The sequence below is a fragment of the uncultured Gordonia sp. genome (assembly GCF_937858515.1).
GTDB lineage: Bacteria > Actinomycetota > Actinomycetes > Mycobacteriales > Mycobacteriaceae > Gordonia.
This window is the reverse complement of the sequence record NZ_CALLZT010000179.1, coordinates 1-20135: the sequence shown is the minus strand read 5'-3', so window position 1 is coordinate 20135 and position 20135 is coordinate 1. Positions and strand designations below refer to the sequence as shown.

The window sequence follows — 20135 nt, the reverse complement described above, 5'->3', positions numbered from 1 at the left end:
CAACAACAATGTGTACTGCCAGGATTCGCCGCTGGCGTGGATGGATTGGTCACTGGCGGAAAAGAACTGCGACCTGCTCACCTTCACCCGCAAGGCCATCGCGTTGCGCACGAAGCATCCGGTGCTGCGCAGACGCCGGTTCTTCGCCGGCGTTCCGATCCGGTGGGGTGACCAGACACTCGACATCGCGTGGCTGACCCCGGCCGGGCAGGAGATGACCACCGACGACTGGCACAGCGGCTTCGGCAAATCCCTCGCGGTGTTCCTCAACGGTGACGGGATCGGTGAAACCGACACACGCGGCAACAAGATCACCGACGACAGCTTCTTCATCTGTTTCAACGCCCACCACGACACGATCGACTTCCATCTGCCGTCGTCGCGGTACGGGCTGAATTGGGAAGGGGTGCTCGACTCCGCGCATGCCACCGGCGACACGTCGGCGGTGGGATGCGCGGAGGAACCGCTGCCGGTTCGCGGCAGGTCTGTTCTGGTCCTGCGGAAGACGGCCTGATGGTCTCGCGGTCGCCGGTGGCCACCTACCGGATCCAGTTGACTCCAGATTTCGGATTCGACGAGGTGATCGGGGTGCTCCCGCATATCGCGGGGCTCGGGGTTTCCCACCTTTATCTGTCCCCGATCGGTACCGCGATGCCCGGATCGACGCACGGCTACGATTGGGTGCCGCCGCCGCAGGTCGCGGAGATCCTTGGTGGTCTCGACGGGCTGACCCGGCTACGCGGCGCCGCAACTCAATTCGGCCTCGGCATCATCATCGACATCGTGCCCAATCACACCGGTGTGGCCGACGCGATGGCCAACCCATGGTTCGCCGATCTCCTGGCCAAGGGCGCGGCGTCGGAGTTCGCCGACTTCTTCGACGTCGATTTCTCCGTCGACAACGGCGCCGACGGCAAGATCGCGTTGCCGGTGCTCGGTGCCGACGCAGATCCGTCCGATTTCACGCTCGATCCCGATGGCACGGTGCTGCGGTATTTCGACCACGCGTTCCCGGTGGCTGAGGGCACCGGCGACGGCACACCTTCGCAGGTGCATGAACGTCAGCATTATCGGCTGGTGCCGTGGAACTCCGGGCTCGTCGGCTACCGAAGGTTCTTCACCGTCAACGAGCTGGCCGGCCTGCGGCAGGAGGAGCCGCGGGTCTTCGCCGCCACCCACGAATGGATCGCCGCGCTGCTGATGGCCGACCTCATCGACGGTGTGCGCGTGGATCATCCGGACGGGCTGTGGGATCCGCAGGGCTATCTGCGGGATCTGCGCGAGCTTCTCGGCGATGAACGGCTGATCTACATCGAGAAGGTGCTGGCGGTGGACGAACCGCTGGAGCCGACACTGCCGGTGGACGGAACCACCGGTTACGAACAGTTGCGCACCATCGATTCGGTGTTCGTACCGTCGGCGGGCGTCGTCGAGCTCGCCGAGATCCACGACAGGGTCGTAGGGAATCCCGGTGACGCCGCGTGGATCACCGAAGCCGAACACTCCCGCAAACTGCTCACCGTCACGGAGATGTTCCCCACCGAGCATCGGCGGCTGATCCGGGCGATCGCCTCATCACCACCCGACGAGCGGCGCCTCCCCGACAGCGAGATCGCCGACGCCACAGCCCATCTGATAGCCGAGCTCGGTGTGTACCGGGCCGACTACCCGTCGCTACGGACCCGCCTCCTGTATGCCGCCGACCGCGTCGCGGCCGACCACCCGCATCTGAGCGGTGCGCTTGCGACCATCGCCGACCTGACCGCACAACCGGGCCGGGTGTCGTCGCGGCTGGCCCAGACGTGCGGTGCAGTGACCGCGAAAAGCGTTGAGGACAGTATCTTCTACCGGACGGCTCGACTACTGTCGGCGCAGGAGGTGGGCGGCGATCCTGCCAATCCTTCGATGTCCGCCAACGAGTTTCACGGTATCAATATCGCCCGGGCCCGCGACTGGCCGGCGGCGCTGACCGCGACGTCGACCCACGACACCAAGCGCAGCGAGGATGTACGCGCCCGGATCGCCATGATCGCGCAGGTCCCCGGTCGCTGGAGCATCCTGGTGCGCACAGTGTGGCGTGACGCCCCGCCGCCGGAGCCACTGACCGGATACTTCTTGTTGCAGAACATCATCGGGGTGTGGCCGGTCGACGATGCGGGGGTACCGGTAGCGGTTCTCGATACCGCGCTGCGCCGCAGGCTACGGGACTACGCACGCAAAGCCGCGCGCGAAGGCGGCATCGGGACATCGTGGACGGCCGTCGACGACGGTTTCGAAACCGGTCTGGGCATCTGGATCAACACCGTCACCACCGGGCAGGTCGCAGCCTCGATCAGTGCGTTCGTCGGCCTCATCGCCCCCGGTTGGATTCAGGAATCATTGGCACGCAAAGCGATAGCTGTCTTGGGTCCCGGTGTTCCGGATATCTACCAGGGCACGCAGTGGTGGGACGACTCGCTGGTCGACCCCGACAATCGGCGTCCCGTGGACTACACCCGACCACCGGACCGTAAGACCGAGCTGCTGCGACTCGCCTTATCGGTGCGCGGCCGGCATCCGGCGGCGTTCGGTCCCGGCGGCAACTACCTGCCACTGACCGCCGACGGCCCTGCCGCCAACCATGTGATCGCCTTTGCCCGCGGCTCCGGAGACGAACCGGACGTGGTGGTGGTGACGGGCCGCTGCACTCATCGCCTCGACCCGTCGGACACCACAGTGCAACTGCCGGAAGGCACTTGGAAAGACGCCGCCACCGGCAGCACGTTCACCGGCCCGGCACCCCTATCCGAACTGCGCGCCCAATCCCCCGTCGCAATCCTGGAACGCACCTGAACCAGCGGACATAAACCACCCTCACGCGAACCGGCGACACACATATGCGTTCGTCGCGCGCGGGCGGGCGGTTCTCGTCCCGTCGTGCGGCCACCGCCTGGTGCGCATAGCGTGAGGGTCGTGAGTTCCGCATCCGAGCATCCGCTGATTCCCGCAACCATCGCCGACATCGCAGTATGGGGGCCGACGGCGGAGCAGGTCGACCTGCACGTCGAGCGTCCCGACGTGGTTCAGGTGGTGAGCCTGGTCCGCGACGACGGCGGCTGGTGGTCGGTCCCCGCGGAAGCAGCCGGCGACCTCGACGTGCCTGCCGACGGAACCCGGTACGCGTTCGCCGTCGATGGCGGTGACCCCGTCCCAGATCCGCGTTCGCTGCGCCTGCCCGACGGCGTGCACGGCTGGTCGCAGGTGCACACTCCCCCGGTTCCCACCTCGTGGGCGGGCCGTTCCGTCGATGGCGCGGTGACATACGAGTTGCACATCGGCACCTTCACCCCGGGCGGCACCTTCGATGCGGCTATCGAGCGGCTCGACCATCTCGTCCACCTGGGCATCGGATTCGTGGAGGTCCTGCCGATCAACGCCTTCAACGGTGATCACGGCTGGGGGTATGACGGTGTGGGCTGGTTCGCGGTGCACGAACCATACGGCGGGCCTGATGGTTTCGTCCGATTCGTCGATGCCTGCCATGCCCGCGGGCTCGGGGTGATCGTCGACGCCGTGTACAACCATCTCGGACCATCCGGCAACTACCTGCCCCGATTCGGCCCGTATTTCACCGGCGGAGCGAACAATTGGGGATCCACGATCAACCTCGCCGACGCCGATTCCGACGAGGTGCGCGCGTTCATCATCGAGAGTGCACTGCGCTGGTTCCGCGATTTCGGCGCCGACGCCCTGCGTCTGGACGCTGTGCACGCTCTGATGGATCATCGAGCCGTACACATTCTGGAAGAGCTGGCGGTGCGGGTCGCCGAGTTGTCCGATGAGCTGGGCCGCCCGTTGTCGTTGATCGCCGAAAGCGACCTGAACGATCCGCGGCTCATCGCACCCCGGGCCGGTGGCGGTTTCGGTCTCGACGCCCAGTGGGACGACGACGTGCACCACGCGATCCACACCGCGGTGTCCGGTGAACGACAGGGCTATTACGCCGATTTCGGATCATTCGAATGTCTGGCAAAAGTACTGTGCGGTGGGTTCTTTCACGATGGAACCTATTCCTCGTTCCGCCGTCGCCATCACGGCCGGCCAATTCCGGTCGATCAGGTTCCGGCATCGCGGCTGGTGGTGTTCACCTGCAACCACGACCAGATCGGCAACCGCGCCATCGGCGACCGGCCCACCGCCTACCTCAACGCCGGGCAACTCGCCATCAAGGCGGCGCTGGTGCTGCTCTCCCCGTTCACCCCGATGCTGTTCCAGGGTGAGGAATGGGCGGCACGAACCCCATTCCAGTACTTCACCTCCCACCCCGAACCGGAACTCGGCGACGCGGTTCGCAACGGCCGCCGGGCAGAGTTCGCCGAACACGGCTGGCACACCGACGACGTGCCCGATCCGCAGGATCCCGAGACGTTCCGGCGCTCCACCCTCGACTGGAGCGAGCCATCGCGCCCCGAGAACGCCGCCATGCTCGACTTCTACGGATCCCTGATCTCATTGCGGCACAACGAGCCCGACCTTGCCGACGATCGGTTCGAATCCGTGACGGTCACCTATGACACCGATGCGCAATGGTTCGCGATGCACCGGGGTGCGTGGAGCGTCGTGTGCAACCTCGGCACCGCACCCGTGGGCGTTCCGATCCAGCTCGGCGTCGCCCTGGCCTGGGGCGACTACCACGAAACCGGTACCGTCCTGGCCCTGGCCCCCCACACTGTCGCCATCGGCCGTCGCCGCTGACCTCGGCCACTTCCCGCCTCGTAAACTTCGTGACGCGGGATGCGTGACGCTCCGTTGCCCTTACGCCATGACGGTGCGGGTGTACAGTGAATCGCTATGACTACAGGAAAGGCGGACACCGCCACCGTCGCGTGAGCGCCGCACGGACCCGATTATGGGTCGTCATCCCCGATCACACCAGTCGGTTTCCCGAGCTGACCGAGGCGATCGTCGCCACCCGCGACGAATGGCTGGACTACGGCCTGCGTACAGCCCCCGCCGACCGCAGCGCCGCTGAGGCGGCAGCAATCGAGATTCATGCTCGATGCGGTTGTTCACCACCACAATTCGAATGGGTACCGTCTCCGGCCTCGGCGATCGACACTATTGCAACACATCACCCCTCCGCCCGTGTGACAGATGTCTTCACCAGTCCGAGCGGGTTGATTTCGGAGCTGATCGCAGAATCCACCAAGCGGATGAACGCGCGGCTGCCACCGCGGTCACCAACAGCTGGAAGCTCTGTCGACCACCGAAGCGACGCGATTCTCCGATCCTCTGGAGGCAATGGAAAGGGGTGCCCCGCCAGGTCATATCGTCGAGGTGACGGTGTGGGAATCGTTGCAGACCACCCTGATCGATGGTGTGGCACACGGCTTGATCACATTCCAACCCGACGACGACCATTTCCTCGACCTGTTCACCGCAGTCACTGCGTCGACGGGCTGGTGGTGGGCGCTACCAAACGTGTGTGTCATGGCAGACCGCCCGGTCGCCATGCACACCGAACCGATCCCCGGCAACTACCACGGCGAACGACGCCTGCACCACGAGAACGGTCCGGCGGTCGAATTCGCGGATGGTCTCACCATTTTCGCGATTCACGGCACCATCGTGCCGCAATGGGTGGTCACCGACCCGACAGCGAAACGAATACGGGACGAGCGCAACGTCGAAATCCGGCGGACCGCGATCGAAAGAATCGGCTGGGACACCTACATCGACGCCACCGGCCTCACCTTGCTCGATGCCGCCCATGATCCCGGAAATCCGGGCTGCACGTTGAGACTGTACGGAAACCCCCACAAATGGATTGAGGACTTCCGAATCCTACTGGTGGACAACGGTTCCGTTGAGCGCGATGGCCGCCGACGACGCTACGGACTCTACGTCCCCCGCTATATTTCTGATGCCCTGACCGCCGCCGGCTGGACCTACGGCATCGCAGGCGACGACTACGCGCGGCTGGTCCGCCGCACCTGATCGCACATTCCGACAAACCAAGGTAACCAAATGAATTCACTGACCCTCTCTGCCCTCAGCCACCTATCCGGCCGAGACGTGCTCGACCACCTGGACCGCAGCGTCGCGATTCCGATCGTTGACGGTCTCCAGGCTCAAGGTGATCTGATCATCGTGCCCGCGGATCTACTCCCCGAAGTGGTGGTCAGATCGTGGACAACGGCACAAAGCGTGCCATCGTCAGGCATCGAACTACTCCGCAGTACTGGCGGAGGTGATGCCGAAGACGATGACACGGTCGGGGTGGACCCGGATGAGGGCGTCGTCGTGGCCGGGTTCGGAGGTGGTTCCGGGCACCTGCTCTCCCCTGCCGCGGATCTCGACCATCCGTACCTTCCACGGTCGCACCGAGAACACGTCATCGACGACGAACGCGACGCGGTCGTTGGTGGCCAGGTTGCGGTACTTGCGGCTCGTTGACATCGTGTAACCGCCGATATCGATGGTTCCCAGCTCATGATTGATCGTGAAACTCACCGGGGAGTTCTGGGGTGCACCCGACTTGTCGACCGTCGCGAGGCGGCCAAGCGTTTGGGAGTCAAGGTATTTCAGCACGGCGGGGTCATCGAGCACGGATTCTCCGAAAGCAGGCATGTGCACCACCGTAGAACCTCAAGTCCACTTGATGTCAAGTGCTCACGATGACCGTGCGACGATACGATGGGAATGCGAGCGCGGTCAGTCTGCGCGGCGCGCTGCCCTGGTAGCGAAAGCGTCGAGGGCGTCGGTGACTTCCTTGGCGTGCCACATTCGATTGCGGTTGAAACCGGTGAACTCGTGCAGTATTCCGACTTCGACCAGGGGCTGCACGGTGCGGCCGACGTTGCCGACAGCGATCCCCAATTCTGCTGCGGCCGTGTCTGAATCGATGACCGGCTCACGTAACAGCACGTCGAGCAGTCGCCGCGATGAACGTTCCTGCCCTCACTTGTTCAGGTGAGGTAGTCGTAGGCGGGGGTGCCGGGTTCGAGGCGTTCGCAGTTCAGGCGCGAGTGGGACATGCGGTCCATCAGACCTGCAAGACCCTCGGGTGCACCGAGCTGGACGCCCACGAGCGCGGCCCCCGTCTCGCGGTTGTTGCGCTTGACATACTCGAACAAGGTGATGTCGTCGTCGGGGCCGAGTACCTCATCGAGGAAGCGGCGCAGCGCGCCCGGTTCCTGCGGAAAATGCACCAGGAAATAGTGCTTTAGGCCCTGATGGACGAGGGATCGTTCGATGATCTCGCCGTAGCGGGAGACGTCGTTGTTGCCGCCGGACACCAGACACACGACGGTCGCGCCCGGCGGGATGTCCACCTCGCTCAGACCCGTCACCGACAAGGCGCCCGCGGGTTCGGCGATAATGCCCTCGTTCTGATACAGGCCGAGCATGGCCGAACAGATCGCGCCCTCATCGACGTGGGTGATGTGTGCGGCACCGGCGGGCAGCGTCACCAGTCCGGCCGGTTTGACGTCCACTCCGGAGGTGATGCCGATCGCGTCGAGCACGGTGTGTTCACTGACGCTGGCGCCCAGCCCGGACATCACCCGGTACCCCAGGTTCCCGATGCGTTTGACGGCGGCACCGTCGACGAACGGGTCGATGGAGCCAAGAGTGTACGGGCCGCCGGTGGCCAGGGCCGCGGCCAGCGACACCGCACCGGTCGGTTCCACGCCGACGATCGTCACCTCATCGCTGATGGCGCGCAGGTAGGACGCGATGCCGGCGAGACAGCCGCCGCCGCCGACGGGCGCGATCACGTAGTCGGGCACCTTGCCGAGTTGCTCGACGATCTCGCGGGCGATGGTGCCCTGACCGGCGGCGGTGCGGACGTCGTCGAAGGCATGGATCCAGGCCGCGCCCGTCCGCAGCACATCGGCCTGGGCGGCTGCCGCGGCGGCGTCGTAGGTGTCGCCGACCGCCAGGAGTTCGACGAATTCACCGCCGTGCCAACGGATTCGGTCGCGCTTCTGTTTGGGGGTGGTGGTGGGCACGTAGATCCGGCCGTGCACCTTCATCGACCGACAGGCGTACGCGACGCCCTGGGCGTGATTGCCGGCGCTGGCGGCGACGACGCCCTTGGCCAATTCCTCGTCCGAGAGTTGCGCCATCACGTTGTAGGCACCGCGGATCTTGTACGAGCGGACGGTCTGCAGGTCTTCGCGTTTGAGGTAGATCTGTGCTCCGGTGGCGGCGCTGAGCCGGGGGCACGGCTCCAGCGGCGTGCGCGCCACCGCGTCGGCGATCCGTTCGGCGGCCTCGTCCACCTTTGCCACACCCAATGCCGACGATAGGTCGGCATCCGCCGATTGCTGCACAGTCACGGGTTCCATGGTCTCACCGGCGGTGTGGGGGCGGGTGGTAAGGGTGGTGGTCCGGTCATGTGGGCGTGTCACCGGACCCTTCGTGACCCTCGCTCCTTCGTCGCTTCGGCCTCAGGGATCAAGAAGCGTGGGGGCTACCGTGCTCGTCGGCTCAGGGATCAAGAAAGTTGGGGGCGCAGGCGGCCGGCCCACCAGAGGGTGGTGAGGGTGAGGGCGCAGGCCCACATGGTGACCTCGCCTGAGCCGGTGAGTACGAGCGCGATCAGGGCGGCGATTGCGGCGACGACCAGTGCCCGGACCTTGTAGACCGGCCACGCCACGCCCGCGATGTCGACGGTCGCGTGGGTGTGGCTGGGCCGGATCGTGTCAATCGACTCGATGATCGTGGTCATGGCGCCTCCCAGGACGGTTTCCACCATCCTACGACGCAAATGTTCGGCTCACCGAACTTTGGTGAACAGGTGTGACTGAAAACGCAAATGTCAGGAGTTGAGGCAGCCGGCTCCGAGCAGTGCTTTGAGGTCACCCATCAGCGCTGAGCTGGGAGTGACGCGCATGTTCTCGGCGAGTCTCAGCAACGTCTGCCGCTGATCGCTGACAAGGGTGACGTGCACGTCGGCCATGCCCGGATGCCTGGTGAGTACCTGTTTGAGTTGCTGCACCCGGTCGGGGGTGCACATGCGGGCGGGCAGGGTCAGGCTCACCGGTTTGGTGGCACCGGCCGACGACAGGTCGGGTACGGCCAGGTCGTTGGCGCTGATCATCATGGAATCCTCGCGCATGTTGACGCGCGCCTTAATGAGCACGATGTTGTCGGCGACGATGTCGAGGCCGTACGTCTGGAAGGCGCGCGGGAAGAAGTACACCTCGACACCACCGACCATGTCCTCCAGGGTGACCGCCGCCCACGGCTCCCCCTTCTTGTTGACGCGGCGGGTGACCGAGGAGATGATGCCACCGATCGTGATCTGCGCGCCGTCGGAGATGTTGCCTTCGAGCAGCGAGGTGATGGTGGTGTCGGTGTGCTGGGCGATGGCGTGCTCGACACCGGCGAGTGGATGCCCGGAAACGTAGAGCCCGAGCATTTCCCGTTCGAGGGCCAGTTTGTGTTTGGTGTCCCATTCCTCGTCGGGCACCCTGACCGCGAATACGTCGGCCATCGAGTCGTCGGCGCCGCCGCCGGCGTCACCGAACAGGTCGAACTGCCCGACGGCCTCGGCCTTCTTGGTGCCGAGCACCGATTCGATGGCATCGCCGTGCACGAGGAACAGCCCCTTGCGCGGATGGCTCAAGGAGTCGAAAGCACCTGCCTTGACCAGTGATTCGGTGACCTTCTTGTTGCAGGCCACGACATCGATCTTGTTGAGGTAGTCGGAGAAACTGGTGTACTTTCCCTTTTCCTCGCGGGCGGACAGGATTGAGGACACCACACCCGTGCCGACGTTGCGGATGGCGGCGAGACCGAAGCGGATGTCGGCGCCGACGGCGGCGAAGTTGCGTTGTGATTCGTTGACGTCGGGCGGCAGGACTGTGATGCCGAGTTTGCGGCAGTCGGCGAGATAGATTGCGGCCTTGTCCTTGTCGTCGCCGACGGAGGTGAGCAGACCGGCCATGTATTCGGCCGGATAGTTGGCCTTGAGGTAGGCGGTCCAGAACGACACGAGACCGTAGCCGGCGGCGTGCGATTTGTTGAATGCGTATCCGGCGAACGGCAGCACGGTATCCCACAGCGCTGTGATCGCGGCTTGGGAGAAGCCGTTGCCCCGCATACCTTCGGCGAAACCGTCGTACGCCTCGTCGAGAATTTCTTTCTTCTTCTTACCCATGGCGCGGCGCAGCAAGTCGGCCTGTCCGAGTGAATATCCGGCGACCTTCTGAGCGATCTGCATGATCTGCTCTTGGTAGACGATCAGACCGAATGTTTCGGCGAGAATCTCTTTCAGCGGTTCTTCGAGTTCGGGGTGAATCGGCTTGATGTCTTGCAGGCCGTTCTTGCGTTTGGCGTAGTCGGTGTGCGCGTTCACACCCATCGGACCGGGCCGGTACAGCGCGAGGACGGCGACGATGTCCTCGAATCCGGTGGGCTGCATCAGTTTCAGGAGCTCACGCATGGCCGCGCCGTCGAGCTGGAATACGCCGAGGGTGTCGCCGCGGGCCAGGAGCTCGTAGGTTTTGTCGTCTTCGAGGGCCAGGATGTCGAGATCCAGGTCGATGCCGCGGTTGAGTTTGATGTTCTCCAGCGCGTCACCGATCACGGTGAGGTTGCGCAGACCCAGGAAGTCCATCTTGAGCAGGCCGATGGCCTCGCACGACGGGTAGTCCCAGCCGGTGATGATCGCCCCGTCCTGGGCGCGTTTCCACACCGGAATCGCATCGGTGAGCGGCTCCGACGACATGATCACCGCACAGGCGTGCACACCCGCATTGCGGATCAGACCCTCAAGACCCAGCGCGGTGTCGTAGATCTTCTTCACATCCGGATCGGTCTCGATCAGCGTCCGCACCTCGGCCGCCTCCGAATACCGCTCATGATCGGGATTGGTGATCCCGGACACCGAGATGTCCTTTGCCATGATCGGCGGCGGCAGAGCTTTGGTGATCTTGTCGGCGATCGCGAACCCCGGCTGCCCGAACTGCACCCGCGCCGAATCCTTAATAGCCGCTTTGGTTTTGATCGTGCCGAAGGTGATGACCTGAGCGACTTTGTCCGATCCCCACCGATCGGTGGCATAGCGCACCATCTCGCCGCGCCGACGATCGTCGAAGTCGATGTCGATGTCGGGCATCGACACGCGTTCGGGATTAAGGAACCGTTCGAACAGCAGACCGTGCGGGATCGGGTCGATGTTGGTGATTCCCAGCGCCCACGCCACCAGCGAACCGGCGGCCGAACCACGGCCCGGACCCACCCGGATACCGACTTCGAGGGCATGGCGGATCAGGTCGCCGACCACCAGGAAGTAGGCGGGGAACCCCATCTGGTTGATGACCCGCAACTCGTACTCGGCACGCGCCCGGTACTCCTCCGGTACGGTGCGCCCGGCGAACCGGCGCTGTTCCAGACCGGCGAATACCTCCCGGCTCAGCCACGACTCCTGCGTGTACCCGTCGGGTACCGGGAAGATCGGCATCCGGTCCCGATGGGTGAAGACATCCTTGTACGACTCGACGCGCTCACCGATCTCCAGCGTCGAATCGCACGCCCCCGGTACCTGCGAATCCCACAGCTCCCGCATCTCCTGCGCGGACTTGAGATAGTAGCCGTCGCCGTCGAACTTGAACCGCGTCGGATCCGACAGTGTCTTACCGGTCTGCACACACAACAACGCCTCATGCGCCGACGCGTGCTCACGGGTCACGTAGTGGCAGTCGTTGGTGGCCAGCGGTTTGATGCCGAGTTTGCGGCCGACCTCCAGCAGCCCGTCCCGGACCCGGGATTCGATCTCGATGCCGTGTTCCATCAACTCCAGATAGAAGTTCTCCGGCCCGAAGATCTCCTGCCACTTGGCGGCAGCTTCGAGGGCTTCCCGGTCGTGACCGAGGCGCAGGCGAGTCTGTACCTCCCCGGACGGGCACCCCGTCGTCGCGATGATGCCGTCGGCGTGGGCGGCGATCAGATCCTCATCCATGCGCGCCCACTTACCCAGCTGCCCCTCGATCGAGGCGAGCGAGGACAGCTGGAACAGGTTCCGCAGACCCGTCGCGTTGGCAGCGACCATCGTCATATGGGTGTACGCACCCGAACCCGACACGTCGTCGGACTTCTGATCGCGAGTGCCCCACAGCACACGCTTGGTGTCGAACCGGGAACCCGGCGCGATGTAGGCCTCGATCCCGATGATCGGCTTCACATCGTTCTTGACCGCCGTGTTATAGAACTCCGAGGCCCCGAACATGTTGCCGTGGTCGGTCATCCCGATCGCCGACATCCCCAGCCGCCTGGCCTCGGCGAACAACGGCGACACTTTCGCCGCGCCGTCGAGCATCGAGTATTCGGTGTGATTGTGCAGGTGAACGAAGGAATCGGTCACGGAGTCAGGTCACCTCACCGGCTAGGTACGTCACGCAGTCATGCGTCAGGGCTTCACCCACTCTAGGCGTCGGCTGCGACATCGTCCGACCGGCACACCGTTGGGAGCCTCGGGTCGCCGGCCCCTTCGAGACGCTCGCTCCTTCGTCGCGTCGCCCTCAGGGATCAAGAACGTAGACCACAGCTACTCGATCCTTACATCCCCCTCAAAGATCAAGAAGGTAGGCCATCTTCTTGATCCCCGAGGCTGAAGCGACGAAGGAGCGAAGGTCACGAGGGGTCCGGTGACCGAGGCACCCGACACGCCCACAGGGTGACTTGGACGTGCGGCCCAACGCCTCTGCCCAGGGATCAAGAAGGTCAGCCGCGCAGGACGCCGAGTGCGTGTTGCAGGTCGTCGGGATAGTCACTGCTGAACTCGACGCGGCGACCGTCGGCCGGATGGGCGAAACCGAGGGTCTTGGCGTGCAGCCACTGCCGTTCCAGACCCAGCTTCGCGGCCAGCGTCGGGTCGGCCCCATAGGTCGGGTCGCCGCAGCACGGATGGTGCAGGGCCGAGAAGTGCACCCGGATCTGATGGGTGCGGCCGGTTTCCAGATGCACGTCCAGCAACGACGCCGAGGCGAACATCTCCAGCGTCTCATAGTGGGTGATGCTCGGTTTGCCGCTCGCGGTGACCGCGAACTTCCAGTCGTTGCCGCGGTGCCGGCCGATCGGGGCGTCGATGGTACCGATCGGCGGATCGAGATGACCCTGCACCACCGCGTGATAGCCCTTGTCGACGGTGCGCTGCTTGAACGCACGTTTGAGCAGCGTGTAGGCACGTTCGGAGACGGCCACCACCATCACCCCGGAGGTGCCGACGTCGAGGCGGTGCACGATCCCCTGCCGTTCATGGGCACCGGACGTCGAGATGCGGAATCCGGCGGCCTCCAGCGCACCGATCACCGTCGGCCCGCTCCAGCCCAGCGACGGATGCGCCGCCACCCCCACCGGTTTGTCGACGACTACGATGTCGGAGTCGTGGTAGATGACGTCGAGGTCCTCGACCGGGGTCGGTTCGACACGCAACGGTTCGGCGGGCGCGGGCAGTACCACGTGCAGCAGCGACCCCGCGGCCAGCTTGTAGGACTTGCCGACCTCGACCCCGTCCACGGTCACATCACCCGCGTCGGCCAGACCGGCGGCGACGGTTCGGGACAGGCCGAGAATCCGGGCGACGCCGGCATCCACGCGCATACCGTCGACACCGTCGGGTACCGGCAGCATCCTCGATTCACGCATCGTCATCACCGGATTCCCGGCGGGCGGCGAAACCCGTTCGCGAACCGTCGTACTCGTAGCCGAGCACCGACAAGCCGACCAGCAGAATCGCGCCGCACACGACGGCCGAATCGGCGACGTTGAATACCGGCCACCAGCCGACGGACACGAAGTCGACCACATGACCGCGCAGTGGTCCGGGTGAGCGCAACATGCGGTCGATCAGGTTGCCGATCGCACCACCGAGCACGAGCGCGATCCCGACGATCCACCACGTGGACACCAACCGCGAGGCGTACCGGAGGATGCCGATGACCACCACGAGCGCGACGAGCGTCAGCACCCATGTGTATCCGGTGGCCATCGAGAACGCGGCACCGCTGTTGCGCACCAGAGTCAGCGTCACGGTGTCACCGATGATCCGGACCGGATTCTGCGGGTCGATGTGGGCCACTGCCAGCGCTTTGGTGAGCTGATCGAGCGCGATGACGGTCAGGGCGACCGCTGCCAACACGCCGAGGGTGCGTCGGACCCGGCGACGTTCGGTGTCCTCGCTCACGGCTGTGACCGCCCCGGCAGCCCCCGCCTCCGCCGCACCGGTCTCCACCACACCGTCGGGCACCGGCCCGTCGTCGCCGCGCTCGTTCTCGTCGCGCAGCGCCGGGCTACCGGCCGATTCGCTCATCGCGTCCTCATCCACCTGTCCATCATCCCCGAATGCTGCAATAGTCTGGCCCCGTGCCCCCGTTTGACCGTGTGTCGCGCCCGCAAGATTCCGCCGCCGCTGCTGTCGCCCCCACAGCCGGCGCATCCACCGACCCACAGCCCGGCCGGCGATCTGTGCTCCCGACGCTGGCGGCCACCGCGGTCTGCGTGATGACGCTCGTGCTCGCGGCATGCGGCTCGGACGACACCGCCGACACCGCCGCATCCGACGCCTCCACAGGCTGCGCCACCGACTCGACCTCCGGACGCGACGGCGTCGAGCCGATCCCGATCGCGCCGGCCAAGATCACCGTCACCGCTCCCGGCGCGGAGCCACGCAAGGTTCCGGCGGCCACCCCCGCACGCGATACCCCGCAGCGGACGACACTGTCGGTGACCTCCAGCGCCGTGTCCCGCACCGCCACCGACGGTGTCGACGACCGTAGCCAGACCGTCAGCATCCCGATGACCGCCCGGTTCGGATGTCAGGACCCCACCGATCTGGAACTGGCACTGGATCGGCCCACCTCACCGGACCCTACACTCGACGAGCAACTGGCCAAGTCCGAAGGCGGCCGGGCCGGAATGGCCGTGGGCCCGGGCACCGTACCGATCTCGTTGCGGCTGCTGCCGACGAAGGCGTCCGGCTCGGAGGCCCGGCACGCCATCGAACAATCACTGGTCCAGGCGCTGCAGGTATCCGTCGGACTGCCCACCCAACCAGTGGGCGTCGGTGCGGTGTGGAAGTCGGAGCGTTCGATCAGCGGAGCGGTGACCGTCACCCAGACGATGACGGTCACCCTGAAATCGTGGGCGGGCGATCGCGTTGTTCTCGGCGTGACGTTCGACGAGAGTCCGGTCAACTCGGTGTTCGCGGTGCCCGGCACCAGCGAGACCGTCACCCTGCGGCGCTATTCCAATGAAGGCACCGGCACGGTGACACTCGACCTCGACCGCGGTCTGCCCACCGACGCCACCATCACCCTGTCGGGGGCGCGCGAACTGGTCGGCTCCGACGAGTCGGCGCCCATCGTCCAACAGACAGGAGCCACCGTGAACTGGCGTGCCCGCTGAGCTTCGCGCTCAGCACACACCTTTCACGGTGGCCCTGTCACCACATCACCGGTGCCACCCCGTCAGCAGCGGGGCGAGGTCAGCGGTGGGGCGAGGTCACTGAAGAATGCCAGGTCAGCTCGCCGGGCACATCGCTGTCTTGACACCGTCGCCGCCCATCGTGACCAGGTTGCACACGGTGGTCTGGGCGAGCTTCCACCGGCCGTCGACGTAGGTGATCGCCGCGTCGACCGGCGTCGCCGGGTTGTCGGGCAGCTTGATCTCAACCTTGACCTTGGCCTTGTTGGGGCCGTCCGAGGTCACCGGCGGAATGATCTTGTAGGTGACATCGGGATTCGCCTTCACCAGCTTGACCAGCGCATCGAAAATGGCCGGATCCTTCTCGGCACCCTCTACGAGGTCGACCTTCTCCGAGCTGGGCACGGCAGGATCGAGTGCGGTTTCGAGCATCTTGTTCAGAGTCTCCGCCGACGGCCGCACCTTGGCGTCGGTCACGTCGCCGTCGGTGCCGCTGCCCGCGGCTGTGGACTCCGACGTCTGAGCGGCGGTCGTGGTGGGCAGGGGCGCGTCATCGTCGGAACCGCAACCGGTAGACACCAGCGCGATGGACCCCGCAATGACTGCTGCCGTGATCAACTTCGGATACTTCACCGATCTCCCTTACTGTCCTGCAAATCGTTGCTTTCGCGGCGTGAGAACCCGGATATCTCTACCAGTCCCCGGTTCTCGGCTCACACCACTATGCCAAACGATGCTGAGGATGAGGTAAAGCGAGGAAACCGCCCACCAGTGATCGGTCGGTGTTGACAGGCAGTCGTATTGACGGGAAGAGGCACAACCGACAGGGTGGATCCATGGCAACGTCGACGATCGTCTTGCTCACCACCGGCGGCACTGTCGCCGCCACCACAACCGCCGACGGCGCCGTGCCCGCATTGTCGGCGGCGGACCTGTTGCCCGACCTGTCCACGCCGCGGACCGACCCGCTGCCCGACATCACTGTCTCGGCCGTCGACCTGATGTCGGTTGACAGTTCGGCGATGACCTCCGCCGACAGGTCCCGCATCATCGGGGCGATCGGCGACACACTCGCCGATCCGGAAGTCGTGGCCGTCGTGGTGACCCACGGCACCGACACCATGGAGGAGACGGCCTACCTGGCCGATCTGTTCCACACCGACGAGCGTCCCGTGGTGTTCACCGGAGCGCAGTTCCCCGCCGACGCCCCCAACGCCGACGGCCCACGCAACATCGAGGACGCCCTGCGCGTGGCAGCCGATCCGTCATCGCGCGGCAAGGGCACCCTGGTGGTACTCGGTGGCCGGATGTGGTCCGCGCGGGGCATTTTCAAGGTTTCCACCGACAATCCAATCGCATTCGACACGACCCATCCAGATCTGCCACGGCCGGTGATCGATGCCGACATATCGGCGGTAGCTCATGCGCGGGTCGACGCGTTCACGCTGTACCCGGGCGTGTCCCCCGGTCTCATCGCCGCGGCCGTATCGCAGAATGCGGCCGGAATCGTGCTCGCCGCAACAGGTTCGGGAAATACCCATCCCGACGTGACCGCCCAGGTGGCCCAGGCCGTGCACGATGGAGTCGTGGTCGTGGTGACCAGCCGGGTGCCGTACGGACCGATCGTCCCCACCTACGGCGGCGGCGGTGGCGCCGTCGACCTCGAACGTGCGGGTGCGATCATCTCCCGCTGGCTTCGCGCACCGCAGGCCCGGATTGCGCTGGCCGTGCTGCTCGGTGCCGGCCACGACGCCGCGCAGATCGCCGAGTTCTTCCGGGCCAGCGACCCGGCGATCGGCTGAGCCGCTCTGCCGATTCCCGCTGTCGCTCAGTCCCATACGAGGCTGTCGAGGGGGTCGGCGCGGCGCAGTTCGGTGCCGTCGGCCGCAAACGTGACCGCCCGGCCGGGTCCGGTCGCACTGGTTTCGAAACGGACGGTGACCACGCCGTGTCCGGCGCCCTGTACCCAGCCGTGACCGTGGCCGGCGTGGACCACATCGGTGCCGGTCGACCACTCCGGCGACGCCGGGTCGCCCTTCTGGACACTCACCACTCCCGGCGGTGCTGATTCCGTATCCGTTGCGGTGGTGTCAGCTTCATCGTTCCCGGGACCTCGGGTGTCGTCGAACAGCGTGTACTGCTCGGTGTCGGTGAGACCCGAGAAACTCACGCCGACGAGCCGGATAGGGCCGATTTCCAGCGGGTCGAGCGCCAGTCGCTGTGCCGTCGCGGTGAGTGTGTCCAGGTCGGTGGTGCCCGTCCCGAGAGTGGCCGATCGGGTGAGAATCGACATATCGGTGCGCTTGAGCTTGAGCACCACCGTCCGGGCGCCGCGACCGTCGGCGAGCAGCCTCCGGTGGGCGTCCGCGGCGACCCGGGAGATCGCGGTCCGCAGACCGGGCATCGTGGTGATGTCTTCCGGGAAGGTCGATTCGGCGCTGATCTGTTTGGCGGAGGCTCGTTCGGCGACAGGTCTGTCGTCGATGCCCTGAGCGAGCCGGTGCAGGGCGGGGCCGAGGGTGCCGCCGAGGACCGAGGCCACCTCGATGTCGGACATCGCCGCGAAATCGCCGATGGTGTCGACGCCGAGCCGGGTCAGCTTGTCCCCCGACACCGGCCCGATCCCCCAGAGTTTGCGGACCGGAAGTGCGTGCAGGAAGCCGAGTTCGGCACTGGGGGCCAGCGCGAGCACGCCGTCGGGTTTGGCCATGCCCGAGGCGATCTTGGCGATCTGTTTCCCGCTGCCGAACCCCACCGACGCCGTCAGTCCCGTCTCGGCCTCGATGCGGGTGCGGATGTTCTCGGCGAACGCGGTGACTTCGGCCACCGATGCCCCCACCAACTCGGCCGGCTCGCCGAAGGCCTCATCGAAAGAGAGCATCTCGATGACCGGAATCACCTCTCGGACAATGGAAAATGTGCGCTCACTGGCCTTGCGGTACACCGATACACGGGGCGGCAACACCACCGCACCGGCACCGACCAGCCGTCGTGCCTGATGCATCGGCATCGCCGACCGGGCGCCGAAGACACGGGCCTCGTAACTGGCCCCGGCCACAACGCCCCGGCCACCGAGCCCGCCGACCAGGACGGGCCTCCCGCGCAGAGTCGGGCGGGTGAGTTGCTCTACGGAGGCGAAGAAGGCATCCATGTCCAGATGCATCACCCAGCGCGAACCGCGTTCGTCCTCGGGTGCTTCGGCCACACCTCGCATGGTAGTTCGCGCGTCCGACGACCCGGCCGGGCGGACGTCGACGCCGGTCAGCCGGCCGGGCGCACGATGAAGACCGGGAGCTTGGCGGCCTCGGTGGCGATCTCGTCGACCGAGGCGCCGGGCGTGAGATGTCCGGGTAGGAACCGGCCCACCTCCCAGCCCCACTTGGCGAGGTAGGCCGCGATGATCGGGGCGCGGTCGGCTACCGCCACCTCCTCCAGAATGACGCGGCGGACCCGCCTGCCTCGCCGCAGTTCTACCGTCGCAGTGGCGCGTACGTTGCGTACCCACTGGGTTTCGCCGCGGACCGCGACCAGGAATTCGTCGTCATCAAGGGTGAGCGGATTGACCGGGATCTCCTGCGGCCGGCCGGTTTTCCACCCGATGACGGTCAGCGTCTCGGCGCCGGCGACGTTCACTCCTAGCCGTGCGAGACCACCGACGACAGCGTTGAAAGCGCGGTCGAACCGGTTCGGCGGGATGTAGTGGGTCGCGGCGTTCATAGCAGCCTCCTGAGTTGAAGTGCAATTTCGAGAGCATTGATCTCGTTTTGATTGTGCCTCACCGTCCGCACAACTTCAGGAGCACCGCTCTCATTTATGGCATGATCGTGTAGTGACCAGTTCGCAGACCCACCCCGAGCCGGCCGGAACCAGACGGTCGCGCGGCAGTCGCGCCGCCAATCGTGAAGCGATGGAACAGCACATCCGTGCGCTTGGGCGCAGCCATCTGCGCACACACGGTGCGGCCGGGCTGTCGTTGCGCGCGATCGCCCGGGAACTCGGTGTCGTCTCGTCGGCGGTGTACCGGTACGTGCCCAGCCGCGACGATCTGCTGACCATGCTGCTGGTGGAGGGATATGCCGATCTCGCCGACGCCGTCGACACCGCCGTCGCGCAGGCCGGCGGCGACGATCCGGAGGCACGGTTATTGGCCGCCGCGACGACGGTACGGCGATGGGCGGTCGATGATCCCGCGCGCTGGGCATTGCTCTACGGCAGTCCCGTACCCGGATACGCCGCGCCCGCCGAACAGACCGTGGTGCCCGGCACGCGGGTCGTCGCCACGCTGCTGCGTGAACTCGCAGACGCGCATGCACGTGGATTGGTGCGCGATGACCTGCCGGATTGCGCTGCGGCGATCTCGGCGGACCTGTCGGCGATTCGTGACGAGTTCGGGCTTGCGTTGCCCGATCCGGTGATCGCCGCGGGGTCGACGGTGTGGGCCGCGTTGATCGGGGCGGTCAGCCTGGAGGTGTTCGGGCAGTACGGAACCGGGACGTTCCGACATCCGGAGATGTTGTTCGAGGCGCAGGTTCGGCTGGCGATGTCTCGGATTCTTTTGGGGACCGAGGGTTTTGGAGTGGTTGCGTCAGGTGGCGAAAGGTCACCGGACCCTTCGTGACCCTCGCTCCTTCGTCGCTTCGGCCTCAGGGATCAAGAAGGTTGATCACTGCTTCGTCGCTTCGGCCTCAGGGATCAAGAAGGTTGATCACTGCTTCGTCGCTTCG

The 20135-nt window shown here is 65.7% G+C and carries 16 protein-coding genes and 1 pseudogene; 7 read left to right on the top strand and 10 right to left on the bottom strand.

Annotated features, from left to right (window positions below):
* From Q0627_RS17700 to Q0627_RS17685, 4 genes and pseudogenes are all read left to right on the top strand, one after another.
* A pseudogene (locus tag Q0627_RS17700) lies at positions 1-514 on the top strand (glycogen debranching enzyme GlgX); the annotation flags it as partial.
* Positions 514-2832, top strand: coding sequence for a malto-oligosyltrehalose synthase (gene treY / locus Q0627_RS17695; protein WP_291013417.1), 2319 nt, complete (start codon positions 514-516; stop codon positions 2830-2832). The pseudogene Q0627_RS17700 and the gene treY, both read left to right, overlap by 1 nt.
* A 120-nt stretch (positions 2833-2952) precedes the next feature.
* Positions 2953-4734: a malto-oligosyltrehalose trehalohydrolase gene (gene treZ / locus Q0627_RS17690; RefSeq protein WP_291013419.1), complete on the top strand. Its 1782-nt coding sequence runs from the start codon at positions 2953-2955 to the stop codon at positions 4732-4734.
* 546 nt (positions 4735-5280) lie between these two features.
* Positions 5281-5976 (top strand): DUF6745 domain-containing protein, encoded by a 696-nt coding sequence (locus Q0627_RS17685; RefSeq protein ID WP_291013421.1) that lies wholly within the window; start codon positions 5281-5283, stop codon positions 5974-5976.
* Between the two features lie 231 nt (positions 5977-6207).
* On the opposite strand, the gene Q0627_RS17680 is transcribed toward Q0627_RS17685, so the two are convergent.
* The 7 genes from Q0627_RS17680 to lspA all read right to left on the bottom strand — a co-directional run bounded on the left by Q0627_RS17680 (position 6208) and on the right by lspA (position 14299).
* Entirely contained in the window at positions 6208-6609 is a 402-nt protein-coding gene (locus tag Q0627_RS17680; RefSeq protein ID WP_291013423.1) for a PPOX class F420-dependent oxidoreductase, read from the bottom strand.
* A gap of 84 nt (positions 6610-6693) precedes the next feature.
* The gene (locus tag Q0627_RS17675) at positions 6694-6906 is read right to left on the bottom strand and encodes a hypothetical protein (RefSeq protein ID WP_291013425.1); all 213 of its coding nucleotides are present in this window, start codon (positions 6904-6906) and stop codon (positions 6694-6696) included.
* Between the two features lie 41 nt (positions 6907-6947).
* Positions 6948-8330, bottom strand: a complete 1383-nt coding sequence (gene ilvA, locus Q0627_RS17670) for a threonine ammonia-lyase IlvA (RefSeq protein WP_291013447.1) — start codon at positions 8328-8330, stop codon at positions 6948-6950.
* 149 nt (positions 8331-8479) lie between these two features.
* On the bottom strand, positions 8480-8713 hold the full coding sequence (locus Q0627_RS17665) for a hypothetical protein (protein WP_291013427.1): 234 nt from the start codon (positions 8711-8713) through the stop codon (positions 8480-8482).
* 90 nt (positions 8714-8803) lie between these two features.
* Positions 8804-12352 carry a DNA polymerase III subunit alpha gene (dnaE, locus tag Q0627_RS17660; protein ID WP_291013429.1) on the bottom strand — a complete coding sequence of 1183 codons (3549 nt, stop codon included), beginning with the start codon at positions 12350-12352 and terminating at the stop codon, positions 8804-8806.
* A gap of 359 nt (positions 12353-12711) precedes the next feature.
* Positions 12712-13635, bottom strand: coding sequence for an RluA family pseudouridine synthase (locus Q0627_RS17655; protein WP_291013432.1), 924 nt, complete (start codon positions 13633-13635; stop codon positions 12712-12714).
* Positions 13628-14299: a signal peptidase II gene (lspA, locus tag Q0627_RS17650; protein ID WP_291013435.1), complete on the bottom strand. Its 672-nt coding sequence runs from the start codon at positions 14297-14299 to the stop codon at positions 13628-13630. The genes Q0627_RS17655 and lspA overlap by 8 nt, the downstream gene beginning before the upstream one ends.
* 53 nt (positions 14300-14352) lie before the next feature.
* Between lspA and Q0627_RS17645 the strand changes: the two genes are divergently transcribed.
* Positions 14353-15393 (top strand): hypothetical protein, encoded by a 1041-nt coding sequence (locus tag Q0627_RS17645; RefSeq protein WP_291013437.1) that lies wholly within the window; start codon positions 14353-14355, stop codon positions 15391-15393.
* A 114-nt stretch (positions 15394-15507) separates the two neighbouring features.
* Here Q0627_RS17645 and Q0627_RS17640 read toward each other — a convergent pair whose 3' ends face one another.
* On the bottom strand, positions 15508-16044 hold the full coding sequence (locus Q0627_RS17640; RefSeq protein WP_291013440.1) for a hypothetical protein: 537 nt from the start codon (positions 16042-16044) through the stop codon (positions 15508-15510).
* Between the two features lie 203 nt (positions 16045-16247).
* Here Q0627_RS17640 and Q0627_RS17635 point away from each other — a divergent pair, with 203 nt between their 5' ends.
* Positions 16248-17213: an asparaginase gene (locus Q0627_RS17635; protein WP_291013443.1), complete on the top strand. Its 966-nt coding sequence runs from the start codon at positions 16248-16250 to the stop codon at positions 17211-17213.
* Between the two features lie 26 nt (positions 17214-17239).
* Here Q0627_RS17635 and Q0627_RS17630 read toward each other — a convergent pair whose 3' ends face one another.
* Both Q0627_RS17630 and Q0627_RS17625 read right to left on the bottom strand, forming a co-directional pair.
* Entirely contained in the window at positions 17240-18625 is a 1386-nt protein-coding gene (locus tag Q0627_RS17630) for a DNA polymerase IV (protein WP_298811712.1), read from the bottom strand.
* A gap of 47 nt (positions 18626-18672) precedes the next feature.
* The gene (locus Q0627_RS17625) at positions 18673-19128 is read right to left on the bottom strand and encodes a nitroreductase/quinone reductase family protein (protein ID WP_291013445.1); all 456 of its coding nucleotides are present in this window, start codon (positions 19126-19128) and stop codon (positions 18673-18675) included.
* Between the two features lie 190 nt (positions 19129-19318).
* Between Q0627_RS17625 and Q0627_RS17620 the strand changes: the two genes are divergently transcribed.
* Positions 19319-20029, top strand: a complete 711-nt coding sequence (locus Q0627_RS17620) for a TetR/AcrR family transcriptional regulator (RefSeq protein WP_298811728.1) — start codon at positions 19319-19321, stop codon at positions 20027-20029.
* The last annotated feature ends 106 nt before the right edge of the window (positions 20030-20135 follow it).

Coding starts and splice junctions, on each gene's coding strand:
- Q0627_RS17630 (WP_298811712.1), bottom strand. CDS start 18,625: ATGCGAGGTGTGGCCGAAGCACCCGAGGACGAACGCGGTTCGCGCTGG.
- lspA (WP_291013435.1), bottom strand. CDS start 14,299: ATGAGCGAATCGGCCGGTAGCCCGGCGCTGCGCGACGAGAACGAGCGC.
- Q0627_RS17655 (WP_291013432.1), bottom strand. CDS start 13,635: ATGCGTGAATCGAGGATGCTGCCGGTACCCGACGGTGTCGACGGTATG.
- Q0627_RS17625 (WP_291013445.1), bottom strand. CDS start 19,128: ATGAACGCCGCGACCCACTACATCCCGCCGAACCGGTTCGACCGCGCT.
- Q0627_RS17620 (WP_298811728.1), top strand. CDS start 19,319: ATGGAACAGCACATCCGTGCGCTTGGGCGCAGCCATCTGCGCACACAC.
- treY (WP_291013417.1), top strand. CDS start 514: ATGGTCTCGCGGTCGCCGGTGGCCACCTACCGGATCCAGTTGACTCCA.
- Q0627_RS17685 (WP_291013421.1), top strand. CDS start 5,281: ATGGAAAGGGGTGCCCCGCCAGGTCATATCGTCGAGGTGACGGTGTGG.
- Q0627_RS17680 (WP_291013423.1), bottom strand. CDS start 6,609: ATGCCTGCTTTCGGAGAATCCGTGCTCGATGACCCCGCCGTGCTGAAA.
- Q0627_RS17665 (WP_291013427.1), bottom strand. CDS start 8,713: ATGACCACGATCATCGAGTCGATTGACACGATCCGGCCCAGCCACACC.
- ilvA (WP_291013447.1), bottom strand. CDS start 8,330: ATGGAACCCGTGACTGTGCAGCAATCGGCGGATGCCGACCTATCGTCG.
- Q0627_RS17635 (WP_291013443.1), top strand. CDS start 16,248: ATGGCAACGTCGACGATCGTCTTGCTCACCACCGGCGGCACTGTCGCC.